Raw genomic sequence first — 13178 nt, forward strand, 5'->3', positions numbered from 1 at the left:
GTTCGACTTGCATGTGTTAAGCACGCCGCCAGCGTTCGTCCTGAGCCAGGATCAAACTCTCCGTCAAAAAACAAAACACGTTTCAACGAAAACATCAAAACCCGGCCGAAAACCCACCCCACGATCACGGGAACGAAACCGCGAGGCCAGGCATCAACCAAACAAACAAAAAATTTGGTATCAACAAACAAACAAAACACTATTGAGTTCTCAAACAACAGGACGACACGACGTCGCTTCCGGCGTTCATGTCTGGTTTTGCCTTCAGCGCCTCTTCCGCGCTGCGACCGGTAAAACTTAACCTGTCCCTGTCTCTTTGCCAAATCCGCACATGGTGCAGTCTTCAAAGCAAGTTGGGTTGGTTTGCCGGTCCGGCATCGTCTTCGCGTCGTTCGTTGCCCTTCCGGGCCCCGCATCGCTCGCGGCGACAGGTGAATACATTACATGCGACCACCCACCCCCGCAAGGCGAGGGCAGGCGACTCGCATCACACCCTGGTCAGCACCCCACCGTCGGCCGTGAGGCCTGCGACATCATTCCTTCGCGGCATCCGCGAAGCGGCGGCCCAGAACCTCCATTGTGGCGCCCACTCGATCCAGGTGTGGCGTGATGCCACCCAGGAAGAACGGCCAGTTCGCCCCCAGAACCATGCAGACGTCAACGTCCTCTGCCCGGGCGATCACACCCTCGTCGAGCATGATGCCGATCTCCTCAGCCAGGGCGAGTTCCACGTCGCGGAGCAAGGCACTCGGTTCGACCGTTCCCTGCCGCGCACGGGACCGCGGATCGGGCACCGTCTTGACGCGAGCCGCTTCGGCCGCCGCTTCGAGGTACGGCCGTAGCGGAGCCGTTTGCCCGTCGCCATCCGACGTGTCCCCTTCCGCGGGTCCGGCCTTCGTGGGCAGGACCTTTGTGATGCCCTGCGCCACCACCTCGGCCATCCACGGGGACACGTGGAACCGGTCGGGGTACGCGGCGTGCATCGTCTCCCCGACGTGATGGAGGACGGCCGGCCCGACGAAGTCCAGGAGCTGGAGTGGAGTCATGGGGAGCCCCAGTGAATCCAGGGCATGATCGGCCGCCCCCGGATCCATGCCGTCGTCGATGGCCTGCAGGACGGGGTCGAACATGCGCAGGAGGATTCGGTTCACCACGAAGCCCGGGGCGTCTGCCACCCGTACGGCGGTCCGGCGCATGGCCGCTGCCAGGTCGAAGGCCGTCGAGAGCGTCTCCGGGTCGGTGGTAGGCGTCGTGATGATCTCCAACAGCGGCGTCGAGTCCACGGGGTTGAATACGTGGAAGCCCACGAACCGCTCGGGATTCGGCACCGCCTCACTCATCCGGGTGACGGAGAGCGACGACGTGTTCGTTGCCAGCATCGCGTCGGGCCGCAGGACGCCGGCCCAGTGCCCGAGCACCGCCTGTTTGATCTTCATGTCCTCCGGCGTGGCCTCGATCAGGAAGTCCACGTCGGCCAGGTCGGCGTCGGATGCAGCGCCCGTGACCAGGGCTGCCAGGGTTTCGGCCTCCTCCGGTGTCATCCGGCCCTGGTCGGCCTGGCGTCGGAAGCGCTCGGAGACCCAACGGACTCCGTTGGCCAGCTGCTCCTGGTCGATGTCGGTGAGGACCACCGGAACCCGCAGAGATCGGGCGAACAAGGCCGCCAGCTGCCGTGCCATGAGGCCGGCCCCGACAACGCCCACCTTGCGAATCTCCCGACCCGGGACATCGGGGCGGTCGGGGGCCCGCCGGGATCTGCCGTCAACCAAGCGGAAGGTACGCAGACAGGCCTTGGCGATGTCGCCCGTGACGAGTTCGCCGAAGGAGTCGGTCGCTGCCGCGGCGCTTTCCGACCGGGATTGGGTCTCCGCGGCTGCCACGAGGCCCAAGGCCGCCAGTGGTGCCGGGGCCGCGCCGTGCCACTGCGCTTCGGCCCTTGCCCTTGCGCTGTCCACGGCCTCCTGCCAGGAGCCTCCGTCGGGCTTTGATTGCTCGGCACCGCCGCGGGGCGCTTGCGAATCGTCCTCACCCTGGGTGAGGAGGTCTACGACGGCGGGCTCCCAGGCGGCGTCCCATGCGTCGTCGTCCGGCCCCACGTCGAGGAGACGATCAACCAGCCCCAGGTCCAGGGCCTCCGAGGGCCGCATGTGCCGGCCACGAACGGAGTTGAACACCATCGCGTCGATCGCTGCCGAGGGGCCGATCAGGTGCGGCAGCAGGTACACCCCGCCCCACGCGGGGAAGATCCCGAGCCTGCATTCGGGCAACCCCAGGGGGCCACCGCCCGCGTGACCGATGCGGTGGTCCGTGTGCAGCGCCAACTCGAGTCCGCCGCCCAGGGCCTGTCCGCTGAGCACGGAGAAGGTGGGGACCGCCGCCTCCGCCAAGCGGCCGAAGGCCTCATGGCCCGTGGCGATGTACTCCGCAGCCGAGCCCTCCTCCTGCCTGTGGCGAATCTCGTCCAGATTCGCCCCGGCGCCGAAGGAATGTCGGTTGCCGACGACGACGATCGCCTCAACCTGGTCCTGATCGATGCCGTCGACGGCGTCGCGCAACTGGGTGAGCGCCGCGGAGCTCCAGATGACGAGACCCCCGGAAGGTCGCGAGTCGAGGCGGATCACCGCCGTGGGGCGTTCGCGTCCGGGCAGTACGCGGTTCTGGACCGAGATGTCCACGGTCGAGGGGAACTGGTCTTGTTCCAGGGGCGCGGGGCTGGCCATCGTCGTCGTTTCCTCCGGGAGATCCGAGGCGGTGAATTAAGTGGTCCTGCGGGTATCACCAACTTTGGTGTGACCTTACCCACAACGACGGTCCGAGTCGAGGGCGGACCCGGGGCGGCGACGGGGTGGAAACGGCAAGTAAGGTGAGCGTCGTGAAGGATCTGCTGCCCCTGGAAACCGAGCGCCTGTATTTCCGTCGTTTCACGGAAGCCGACCTGGAGGAGATGCACTCCTACCAGTCCCGTGAGGACTACGCCCAGCATGCATGGCGGGGGCCCCGCTCGTGGGAACACTCGTACCGCGTGATCGCTGAGCACCGCGGCCCGCGTGCATTCGTGGGAGACGGGGATTCCGTGCGCTATGCCTTCTCGCCCAAGGGTGGAAACGGCGAGCTCTACGGTGAGATCGTGCTGACGCTCGTGGACGCCGAGTCCAAGCAGATCGAGATGGGCTGGGTGGTCAATCCGGCGCACACCGGTCAGGGCCTGGCCTCCGAAGCTGCCACGGCCGCCATCCGAGCTGTGTTCGAGCGACTGGACGCGCACCGCGTCTTCGCGCGACTGGATTCCCTCAACGTCAGTTCCGCGAAGGTCTGCGAGCGCCTGGGTATGCGACTGGAAGCCGAACTCAAGGAATCACACTGGCAGCTGGGCGAATGGCGCGACGAACTGATCTACGCCATCCTCTCCCACGAAATGCCCTCCGACCCGGACAACTGACGCGACCCCGGACCTCACTGGTTCGGTCGGACCACCGGAAGTGCCGTTGTCGGGACCCTGTCCCGCTCGTAGGTGATCTCCGTGAACCCGTGCGGAGCGGGCACGCCGTCCTGGTCGAGATTCACGAACACGATCTTCTCGATCGTGAGGATCAGGTGCCGGGTGATCATGTTGCGGACCTGAGCGGTCATTGTGATCGAGGTGCGGCCGAAATGCGTGGCGCGAAGACCCATCTCGATCAGATCACCCTGGCGTGCGGAGGACACGAAGTTGATCTCCGACATGTACTTGGTCACGGCCCGCTGGTTGCCCAGCTGCACGATGGCGTAGACGGCAGCCTCTTCGTCGATCCAGCGCAGCAGGCTCCCTCCGAACAGCGTCCCGTTCGGGTTGAGGTCCTCGGGCTTGACCCACTTACGCGTGTGGAAGGTGACGATGTCGTTGTCCTGCGGGGCTTCCGTGTCCGGGGCATGACCGGCAGCGGCCTGGTTGGGATCCATACGATCCACAGTAGGTGCGGAGTCCGGGTTGCAACAAGACGTCCGCGAAAGCGCAGGCAGATCAGCGAGTTACCCCAGAGCAGCGCACCGCCCCGGTGCGGCGACGAGACCCCCGCGCAGCCTCAGAAAAGCCCGGGTGTCCGCGGCAGCGAGCCTTCGAACTCCAACAGCGAGCGCTTGCGTTCAAGGCCCCCGGCGTAACCGGTGAGACCGCCGTCGGCCCCCAGGACCCGATGGCACGGGACAATGACCGACCACGGATTACGCCCGACGGCCTGGCCCACCGCTTGGGCCAGGCCGGCCCCTCCCAGCTGTAGGGCCAACTCCCCGTAGGTCGTGGTCTGCCCGAACGCGACATCACGCAGGGCCTGCCATACGCGCGGCCGTAAGCCCTGCGGCTTGGAGTCCAGCGCGAGAGGGAGGTCGAAGTCCCGGCGCTCACCGGCGAACCACTCCTTGAGCTGTTCCGCGGCCCTGGACAGCAGTGGGTCCTGGCCATCGTCGGCAGTGCCGAGGACGACGGCGTCCGGGAAGTGCTTCTGCCCTGCGAACCACGCGCCGGTCACCGCCGGGCCGCCGTCGAAATCACCCACCGCCAACACCATGTCACCGAGTGGGGTGGGCACCAACCGGTGCCGACTCTCCACGGGTGCCGGCAGGTGGACGGAGTCCGTTCGGAGTGGATCGTCATCCGCACTCGGGCGCACGGCACCTTGCCCGGATTCGGTGGGGTTCATGTCGCTCATGATCACGTCCGTGGGCGAAGGGCGGGGCGGGTCACTTCAGGATCGGGATCTCGAAGGGGTACTTGTACGCCTGCCCCTGGTTTGCGGCCATGGCCCCGAAAATTCCGAAGATCACCTGCACCACCAGAACGGCGAACACCACCAGGATCGTGAGCGGGATGAGCAGACCGAGGCTCACGAACCCGGCAATCCAAGCCACGACGCTGACGACCATCAGAGCGAAGTTGAAGTTGAAGGAACCCGCACCGGCCTGGCGGACCAGCGGATCCTTGTCCTTGTAAATGGCCCACAGGATCAACGGCGCCAGGAACCCTGCCCACCCCGCGGACAGCAAATACAGCACGGGCGCGGACAGGTGCGTGACCAGGGCCATGGTCCGGGCCTCCTGCGGAGGCATCCCGCTGAACTGGTACGGACCGCCGGAGTTCGGCTCGCCACCGTAGTTCGACTGCTGCCCGTATGCCTGCTGGCCGTACCCCTGCCCGGGCGCGCCGTACTGCGCGCCATCGTTCTGCGGAGCCCCGTACTGAGGTGCGCCGTTCTGGGGAGCGCCGTACTGGGGCGCGCTGGTCTCGGGTGCCCCGTACTGCCCTGCGCCGTACTGCGGCTGACCAGATTGCGGCCCACCCGGCTGGTACCCCGGCTGTTGGCCGTACTGCGACGTCGTGGCGGAGGAGCCGTTGGCATCCGACCCGGCACCGGGCCCAGCACCGGGCTCGGAGCCGGAGGGGTCCTGGACGGGACCAGCGGCGCCGTCGTCGTGTGAAGCGCTGCGATCGCTGTCATCGGTGGTCATGGTGAGGATCTCCTTGCGCATCTAAACGCGTCAGTCGGTACGCATCGTCATTCGGACCCGGGGGCCCGGGTCCAGGTTAAGCGCATTGCGCGTCACGGGTCACGATGTGAAGGCGCGCTCCAGGTCCTCCAGGTGGTCCTCCAGGTCCTCTATGCCCACGGAGAGCCTGACCAGGTCGGTCGGGACCGCTTGGTCCGTGCCGACGACGCACCCGTGGGTCATTTCCGAAGGCCAGCAGATCAGGGACTCGACTCCGCCCAGGGACACGGAGAGCTTGTACATGTGCGTGGACTCCGCGAATCGGCGCGCGGCCGCCTCTCCGGCCGCGAGCCGGAAGGACACCATTCCGCCGAAGCCGTCCATCTGCCGCGCCGCCAATTCGTGTCCCGGGTGGTCCGGCAGCCCCGGGTACAGGACCTCCGCCACCTCCGGTCGCTCGGTGAGCCATTGCGCGATCCGCCCGGCATTGGCCTGGTGTCGCTCCATGCGAAGGGCCAGCGTCTTCAGTCCGCGTGCGGCCAGGTAGCTGTCCTGCGGGCCGGAGACCGCTCCCCCCGCGAACTGCTGGAAGGCCAGCAGTTCAGCAAGGGTGGCTCCGGGCGAGAACCCGTTGACCTCGGCAACCTCCCAGGCCTTGTCCGTGACGACGACGGCGCCGCCCAGCACGTCCGAATGGCCGCCCACGTACTTGGTCGTGGAGTGCACCACGACGTCGGCGCCGAATTCGAAAGGACGCTGGAGATAGGGCGAGGCAAAGGTGTTGTCCACGACCAGCAGCGTTCCGTGGTCGTGGGCGAGCTGCGCCAGCGTCGCCAGATCGGCGATCCCCAACAGCGGGTTCGTGGGTGTTTCCACCCAGAGCACACGGGTCTTGTCCGTGAAGGCTCCGCGAACCGCGTCGGGGTTGGTGACGTCCACGGGCGAATGTGCAACCTGCCAGGGAGCCAGGACCCTGGAGATCAGCCTGTTCGTCCCGCCGTACCCGTCACCGCCCAGGATCACGTGGTCCCCGGGGCGCAGCAGGGCGCGCAGCAAGGCGTCCTCCGCGGCAATCCCCGAGGCGAACGAGAACGCCCGGAACCCACCTTCCAGGGCGCACAGTTGCTCCTCGAAACCGTTGCGGGTCGGGTTGGACCCCCGCGAGTACTCGTGTCCGTCCCGCAGGACGTTGATGCCGTCCTGGACAAAGGTGGAGGTCTGGTAGATCGGCGGAATCACGGCACCCGTGAGGCGGTCGGGTTCCTGCCCGGCGTGGACCGCCCGCGTGGTGAACCCGCTCATGCCCGCGCCTCCTGCGCGGACTCGACGTCCGAGGTCCGTGCCGAGGCGGGGCTGGTCCTCTGCAGTTCGTCCAGGGAGGACTGCAGGTCGGCGATCAGGTCCTCGACGGCTTCCAAACCGATGGACAGACGCAGCGTCTCCCACGTGATGCCACCGGCCAACCGCTGCTCCTCGGTCAGGCGACAGTGCGTCATGGCCGCCGGGTGGGCGACGAGTGACCGGACGTCACCGATGTTGGCCACCAGCTTGAACAGGCGCAACGAGTCCACGAATTCCGGCACGCGCTCGGGGCCGCAGTTGAGTTCGAAGGCGAACACCGCGCCCGTCCCCGAAGGATAGTCCCGTTCCGCGATCCGGTGATCCACGGAGGATTCGACGACGGGGTGGTGCACCCGCCGGACAGCCGGGTGGCCGTCCAGGAACCGTGCGATCCGTGCCGCGGAATCACTGTGCCTGCGCACCCGCAGGTCCAGGGTCTCCATTCCTTGGATGATCTGGGAGGCGTTGAACGGCGACAGGGTGAGGCCGAGGTCGTGGACGAACTTGGCACGGCACAGGTGGAGGAAAGCTGAGCCCCCGCGGCACTTGTCCACGAGGCTCTGGTGGCCCCACCGCTCACGCGGGCTCGTGAACTGCGGCCACCGCTCGGGCCGGGCCTCCCAGTCGAACCGCCCGGCGTCCACGATGACCCCGGCCAGCGCCGTGCCGTGGCCCCCGAAGTACTTGGTGGCCGAGTGGACCACGATGTCCGCCCCGTGTTCGATGGGGCGGTACAGGACCGGCGTGGCCAGTGTGTTGTCCACGACCACGGGAACACCGGCCTCGTGTGCGACCTCGGCAATGGCGTCGAGGTCGGCCAGAGTGGACAGCGGGTTGCCGATGGATTCCAGGAAGAATCCTCGAGTCTGATCGGTGACGGCCGCGGCCCACTGGGAGGCGTCCGTCGGGTCCACGTAGGTCACGGTGACGCCGAGGTCGGCCAGGGTGTCGCCCAGGAGGTCCACGGTGCCGCCGTAGATCTTCTCCGAGACGACCAGGTGCTTGCCGGGCCCGGTGCTCACCAGCGCCAACAGTGCGGCGGCAACAGCGGACTGACCCGACCCCAGGGCGAGACCCGCGATCCCGCCCTCCAGATCAGCGGAGCGCGCTTCCAGAACAGCCACGGTCGGGTTACCGGTACGGGAGTAGGTGAAGCCCGGCTGGGTCTGAGCGAACATGGCCGCCGCGGACGCGTGATCGGGGAACTCGAAGGCCGAGGACTGGTAGATCGGCACGGGAAGGGTCGCCTGGGTGGGCGAATCGGCCGAACCGCCGCGACCGGCATGGATCTGCCGAGTGGCCAACGAGGACGAGCCGTTGATGGTTGCCGAGGGCGAGAGCGTCATCTCGGTACCTCCAGTGGGTTGGTGCTCTTGACCTGCACGGTCACCCACGGAGTTGTTCGTGCGCTGCGGGCGGTGCAGGCCGCTTCGTCATCCGAACCACCCGTGAACATGGGGTTGGTGTGCGCTCAAGTCGGAGCTTGGCGAACGCATCTCGTGAAGCCCGCTCAGCCTATCCCACTTCGGCGATGTTGCGTCACATGTTTCGCCGCTGCTCAGTCTGTAGGGACGCTTCGCCTTCGGGTGCGTCGGCAGGCCGGCGCAGGTCAGGGGCCCACCGCAAGAGAACCGCGGCGGCCAAGTAGGCCACCGCACCCACGGTCACCAGGACCGGGTTGAGCAGGAACCGGATCTCCAGGACCACCGGCACTATCAGCAGAATCACCGCAAGGACGACGGCCGCGTAGTGGGGCGTGGAAGGTACGACGGCGAGCGCCCGGGCACGCGTGGCGGGCGGCAGGACCGCCGTCGTCTCCCACCGACCGAACATCCGGACGACGGCCAGCGACCCCGCCCAGCAGATGAGCGCCAACGGTATCCGCCACAGCCACCAGCGGCCGCTGGCCGGTTCCGGTTCGGGAGCGTTCGACAACCACCACACGGACATCACCAGGACGATGACGGGCAGGTGCCACAGGTAAAGGGTCACGGGCCGGGATCCGATGAGCCAGGCCGCTGCCTGGACGGGTCGCCAAGACATGAGGCGGGACAGGGCCGGGGTCAGCGCCTGCAGGAGGCAGGCCTGGCTGAAGCCCAGCACGACAAGCGTCAGACTCGGTGGATTGAGACCGGCCAACATGTCCCGCACCCACCAGCCCGTGCTGACCAAGGCCCACAGTGCCAGGTACCCGGCGCCGGCGGCGAGGACCATGACCGGGCCGCGAGCACGCGCCGCGGTGCCGTCCGCCCGGAAATAGCCCAGTTGATGGATCGTCACCCAGACGGGCCCGAGGGACAACAGCCCCCACCAATGGTCTCCGGTGACCAACCGCGGAATCTCAGCGGCTGCACACACCACCAACAAGGCCCCCAGGCTCAGGTACGGATGGCGGCGATGCGCAGCATGGGTCAGGGGCACGAGGGCCAGGCACAGTGCGTAAGCACCCAGGAACCACAGGTGCATCCCCAACCCCGAGAGCGCCAGGCGAACCTCCCCCACCGGCGCCCCGGCCGCCAGTGCACCAGCTGTCACGACCGCCAAGGACACCCAGAGAACGGCGGCCGGTTGGGCCAGTCTGAGCAGTCGCCCCCGGATCCAGCACAGTGCCTTGGCACCGACCGAGGCACCCGGGCCGTCGGCGAACCGGGCCCAGGAGACCGCGGAGGAGAACCCACCCACCACGAAGAACAGCGGCATGATCTGGACGATCCACGAGAACCACCAGAACCACGAGTGACGGGTGGGTGCCATGGTCAGGGAAACGCCCCCGGTCCCCGGAACCGTGACCAGCGTGACCAGCAGGACGTGCGCGCAGACCACCAGGACAAGGGCTCCCACGCGGGCGGCATCGACCGCCAGGTCCCGGTCGCCCACGGGCCCGGGGACGTCCAGACCGTGAGCGGCCACACGAGTCGCCTCAGCCACGCTCGCCCTTCCTCCCGTCACGACGCCCCGCTCCAGGGCCGGCGCTGCCCCCGCCCGTCGAGGTGATTCCACCACAGCCCGGTCAACCGCCACCAACCTCCCCTGCCAGAGCACATCTTCGGCCAATCCGGTGACTGCGCTCCTGGGAAGTGCGAAACTCTAAGAACACTTACCAGCAGGGTGTCCGGGAACACTGGACGCGCAGAAGGAGCCTCACATGGTCAACCGCATTCTGTACCTGCACGGCGCAGGTGACGACGACGGCCCGGACGACGAGATCGCCCGGGAACTCCGTGCCCACTGGCCGGACGCCGAGATCATCGCCCCACAGCTCCCGCCGACCGACCGCCCGGATTCCGCGCAACTGTGGCAGCACGAAATCGCCCGTGCGATCCGTGAGCTGCCCGACGAGCCCTGGATCCTCGTGGGCCACTCCCTGGGCGGGTCCGAGGCCCTACGTTTCCTGTGTCTGCGACGGCCGACCATGCTGCGCCGGACGGTCATCGTGGCTGCGCCCTTCTGGGAAGCGCCGGGCCCAGGTCACGCAACCGACGAATCCCACCCCTGGTGGGGACCTCAATGGGCGTTGCCGATCCATGCGGACAGGGCGCTGGCCGATCTGGACGTCGTGATCGTGCATTCCGAGGACGATCCTGTGGTCCCCGTCGCCCACGCACACCGGCTGGATCGGCTGCTCTCCTGCTCGCGACTGCAGGTCGCTCACCGAGGAGGCCATTGCCCGGTGGACTGGATTCGTCGAGCCACCTGATCGCGCCCCAGAGATTCCCCCGGGCACAGGTGAGCCCATCTGCCAGAATTGAGTGACTCGGCATCCGTGGGCAGCGGAGTACCGCCGGGCAGCACGCACCACCGTGCACGGATGGCGCGACGTGAAGGCACTGACCGGACACATGCACGAAACGGAGACCACGTGAAGATCGCAATCCTCGGCGGCGACGGATTCTGCGGCTGGCCGGCCGCACTGCACCTTTCCAACAAGGGCCACGACGTCGTCATCGTGGACAATCTCTCGCGGCGGCGCATCGACGACGAACTCGATGCCCAGTCCCTGACCCCGATCCGTCCCCTGGTCGAACGGCTGCACGCCTGGACCGAGGTCACGGGCAACGTGATCGATCACGTGCACCTGGACGTGGCTCAGGACTACGAGGGGTTGCTCGACCTGTTGGTCACCCAACGTCCGGACGCCGTGGTGCACTTCGCGGAACAGCGTGCCGCTCCCTACTCGATGAAGACGCCCCGCACCAAGCGTTACACCGTGGACAACAACGTCAACGCGACCCACAACCTCCTGGCTGCCATTGTCGAATCCGACCTGGACGTTCACGTGGTGCACCTGGGCACCATGGGCGTCTACGGGTACGGAACCGCCGGGATGAAGATCCCCGAGGGCTACCTGGACGTGGAGATCCCCCACGAGGGCAGGGACAACATCGAGACGCAGATCCTGTACCCGACCAACCCGGGCTCGATCTACCACATGACCAAGTCACTGGATCAGCTGCTGTTCGCCTTCTACGCCAAGAACGACCGGGTGCGCATCACCGACCTCCACCAGGGCATCATCTGGGGCACGAACACCGCCGAAACACTGCTGGACGAACGCCTGATCAACCGCTTCGACTACGACGGCGACTACGGCACCGTGCTCAACCGCTTCCTCATGCAGGCGGCGGTCGGCTACCCCTTGACCGTGCACGGCACCGGTGGGCAGACCCGCGCGTTCATCCACGTCCAAGACATGGTCCGCTGCGTCGAGATCGCGTTGCAGAACCCACCCGCACCGGGCGACCGGGTCATGATCCTCAACCAGATGACCGAGACCCACCGGGTGCGTGATCTTGCCGAACTGGTGGCCCGCATCTCCGAGGCCGAGGTGGAAATGGTGCCCAACCCCCGCCAGGAGTCGGCCGAGAACGAACTGCACGTCACCAACGACACCTTCCTGGACCTGGGGCTGGAACCCACCACCCTGTCCGAGGGACTGCTGATGGAGGTCGAGGACACCGCCCGCCGCTACGCACACCGTGCGGACCTGTCCAAGATCCCAGCCACGTCCCTCTGGAACAGACGCACGCACGCAGGGATTCCGGCATCGATGGCCGCTTCGGCGACCACACCCGCCGAGCGCTGAGTCCTCCGTGCGCATCGCCCTCTACACCGAGGTCTTCCTGCCCAAAATCGACGGGGTGGTCACGCGCATTCTCCGTACCCTCGAACAACTCGAGGCGCTCGGGCACCAGGTCGTGATCTTCGCGCCCGGCAAACCGCCGTTGTTCTTCGCGGGACACACCGTGGTTCCGGTGCGTTCGGTCTCGTTCAAGCCCTGGTATCCCGAAATCAAGGTGGGACTGCCCACCGGGCGGATCGCCACGCACATGGCGAATTTCCAACCGGACATCGTGCACGCGGTCAACCCCATCTGGCTGGCCGCCTACGGAGTCCTCTCGGCTCGTCGTCGTGACCTGCCCCTGCTGTCCTCGTTCCACACCGATGTTCCGCACTACACCGATGCGCTGGGTCTTTCCCTTCTCCGGCACCCGTCAGAGAACTGGCTGCGCTGGCTGCACAACCAGTCCGAGGTGAATCTGTGCACCTCAGGCCCCATGGTGGAACGCGCCCGCAGCGTGGGCGTCAGGGACGTGGACCTGTGGCCCAAGGCGGTGGACACGGCCGGATACCACCCGTCCCGCGCGAGCCGAAGCATGCGTGAGCGACTGACCGGCGGGCACCCGGAGGCGCCCCTGATCGTCTACGTCGGACGGGTTTCCAAGGAGAAGAACCTGGACGACCTGGTGGAGCCGATCCGCCGGTTGCCGCAGGCACGCCTGGCGATCGTGGGCTCCGGGCCCCACAAGGAGCAGCTCGAACGGGAGTTCGCCGGGACGAACACCGTGTTCACCGGGTACATGTCCGGGGAGGAACTCACCGAGGCCTACGCGTCCGCGGACGTTTTCGCCTTCCCGTCACGTTCCGAGACCTTGGGACTGGTGGCTCTGGAGGCCTTCGCCTCCGGCGTGCCCGTGGTCGGTGCCCGCGCCGGCGGCATTCCTTTCGTGATCGACGACGGCGTCACGGGGTTCCTGGCCGAACCCGGAGACGCCGACGATTTCACGCGACGCTTGCAGGACCTTGTCGAGAACCCGCAGTTGCGCTCCTCCATGGGAGCGGCTGCGCGCCAGGAAGCCCTGCGGTACTCCTGGCGGGCTTCAACGAACCGGCTGGTCGAGTTCTACGAACTCGCCGTCCAACGCCATTGGCAGCGCCACGTGCCACCCGGCCCTTTCCTCAAGACTTTCGGATCGGCCGAGTACCGTGCGCTGCGCTTTACCCGGGCCAGGAATCGAAACTCCTAGTTGTACGAGGGCAGGACGTTGGTGACGCCAGCACGGAGCTGAGATGCTGGGGGATGTCCGCCCACTCCGCTG

11 protein-coding genes, 1 rRNA gene and 1 riboswitch are annotated in these 13178 nt (G+C 66.9%); of the genes, 4 read left to right on the forward strand and 8 right to left on the reverse strand.

Annotation, left to right across the window (positions count from 1 at the left end):
* Together GWK18_RS12330 and GWK18_RS12335 are read right to left on the reverse strand one after the other, a co-directional pair.
* Window positions 1-67: ribosomal RNA gene (locus tag GWK18_RS12330) — 16S ribosomal RNA — on the reverse strand; the annotation flags it as partial.
* A gap of 466 nt (window positions 68-533) precedes the next feature.
* A complete protein-coding gene (locus GWK18_RS12335; protein ID WP_166835571.1) occupies window positions 534-2720 on the reverse strand; it encodes a 3-hydroxyacyl-CoA dehydrogenase NAD-binding domain-containing protein in 2187 nt (728 codons plus the stop codon).
* 152 nt (window positions 2721-2872) lie between these two features.
* Here GWK18_RS12335 and GWK18_RS12340 point away from each other — a divergent pair, with 152 nt between their 5' ends.
* Window positions 2873-3439 carry a GNAT family protein gene (locus GWK18_RS12340; protein WP_123826569.1) on the forward strand — a complete coding sequence of 189 codons (567 nt, stop codon included), beginning with the start codon at window positions 2873-2875 and terminating at the stop codon, window positions 3437-3439.
* Window positions 3440-3453: 14 nt separating this feature from the next.
* Here the strand turns inward: GWK18_RS12340 and GWK18_RS12345 are convergent, their stop codons facing one another.
* The 6 genes from GWK18_RS12345 to GWK18_RS12370 form a co-directional block, all read right to left on the reverse strand.
* Entirely contained in the window at window positions 3454-3939 is a 486-nt protein-coding gene (locus GWK18_RS12345) for a hotdog domain-containing protein (protein ID WP_123826568.1), read from the reverse strand.
* 122 nt (window positions 3940-4061) lie between these two features.
* On the reverse strand, window positions 4062-4685 hold the full coding sequence (locus tag GWK18_RS12350) for a methylated-DNA--[protein]-cysteine S-methyltransferase (RefSeq protein WP_245193315.1): 624 nt from the start codon (window positions 4683-4685) through the stop codon (window positions 4062-4064).
* A 31-nt stretch (window positions 4686-4716) separates the two neighbouring features.
* Window positions 4717-5481, reverse strand: a complete 765-nt coding sequence (locus tag GWK18_RS13355; protein WP_166835573.1) for a DUF4870 domain-containing protein — start codon at window positions 5479-5481, stop codon at window positions 4717-4719.
* Window positions 5482-5580: 99 nt separating this feature from the next.
* Window positions 5581-6762 carry a cystathionine gamma-synthase gene (locus tag GWK18_RS12360; RefSeq protein ID WP_123826566.1) on the reverse strand — a complete coding sequence of 394 codons (1182 nt, stop codon included), beginning with the start codon at window positions 6760-6762 and terminating at the stop codon, window positions 5581-5583.
* Window positions 6759-8147, reverse strand: a complete 1389-nt coding sequence (locus GWK18_RS12365; protein ID WP_166835575.1) for an aminotransferase class I/II-fold pyridoxal phosphate-dependent enzyme — start codon at window positions 8145-8147, stop codon at window positions 6759-6761. The genes GWK18_RS12360 and GWK18_RS12365 overlap by 4 nt, the downstream gene beginning before the upstream one ends.
* 49 nt (window positions 8148-8196) lie before the next feature.
* Window positions 8197-8306: riboswitch (SAM riboswitch) on the reverse strand.
* 34 nt (window positions 8307-8340) lie between these two features.
* A complete protein-coding gene (locus GWK18_RS12370) occupies window positions 8341-9729 on the reverse strand; it encodes an acyltransferase (RefSeq protein ID WP_166835577.1) in 1389 nt (462 codons plus the stop codon).
* Between the two features lie 217 nt (window positions 9730-9946).
* Here GWK18_RS12370 and GWK18_RS12375 point away from each other — a divergent pair, with 217 nt between their 5' ends.
* From GWK18_RS12375 to GWK18_RS12385, 3 genes are all read left to right on the forward strand, one after another.
* Window positions 9947-10498: an alpha/beta fold hydrolase gene (locus GWK18_RS12375; protein ID WP_166835579.1), complete on the forward strand. Its 552-nt coding sequence runs from the start codon at window positions 9947-9949 to the stop codon at window positions 10496-10498.
* A 162-nt stretch (window positions 10499-10660) separates the two neighbouring features.
* Window positions 10661-11884 carry an NAD-dependent epimerase/dehydratase family protein gene (locus GWK18_RS12380; protein WP_123826562.1) on the forward strand — a complete coding sequence of 408 codons (1224 nt, stop codon included), beginning with the start codon at window positions 10661-10663 and terminating at the stop codon, window positions 11882-11884.
* Between the two features lie 7 nt (window positions 11885-11891).
* Window positions 11892-13106 carry a glycosyltransferase family 1 protein gene (locus tag GWK18_RS12385; protein ID WP_166835581.1) on the forward strand — a complete coding sequence of 405 codons (1215 nt, stop codon included), beginning with the start codon at window positions 11892-11894 and terminating at the stop codon, window positions 13104-13106.
* Window positions 13107-13178 lie beyond the last annotated feature (72 nt).

The sequence above is a fragment of the Kocuria sp. JC486 genome, from assembly GCF_011602805.1.
In the GTDB taxonomy this organism is placed as follows: domain Bacteria; phylum Actinomycetota; class Actinomycetes; order Actinomycetales; family Micrococcaceae; genus Kocuria; species Kocuria soli.

Excerpts from the sequence above, each read along its gene's own strand:
- GWK18_RS12335 (WP_166835571.1), bottom strand. The coding sequence starts at position 2,720 with ATGGCCAGCCCCGCGCCCCTGGAACAAGACCAGTTCCCCTCGACCGTG.
- GWK18_RS12345 (WP_123826568.1), bottom strand. The coding sequence starts at position 3,939 with ATGGATCCCAACCAGGCCGCTGCCGGTCATGCCCCGGACACGGAAGCC.
- GWK18_RS12350 (WP_245193315.1), bottom strand. The coding sequence starts at position 4,685 with ATGAGCGACATGAACCCCACCGAATCCGGGCAAGGTGCCGTGCGCCCG.
- GWK18_RS13355 (WP_166835573.1), bottom strand. The coding sequence starts at position 5,481 with ATGACCACCGATGACAGCGATCGCAGCGCTTCACACGACGACGGCGCC.
- GWK18_RS12360 (WP_123826566.1), bottom strand. The coding sequence starts at position 6,762 with ATGAGCGGGTTCACCACGCGGGCGGTCCACGCCGGGCAGGAACCCGAC.
- GWK18_RS12365 (WP_166835575.1), bottom strand. The coding sequence starts at position 8,147 with ATGACGCTCTCGCCCTCGGCAACCATCAACGGCTCGTCCTCGTTGGCC.
- GWK18_RS12375 (WP_166835579.1), top strand. The coding sequence starts at position 9,947 with ATGGTCAACCGCATTCTGTACCTGCACGGCGCAGGTGACGACGACGGC.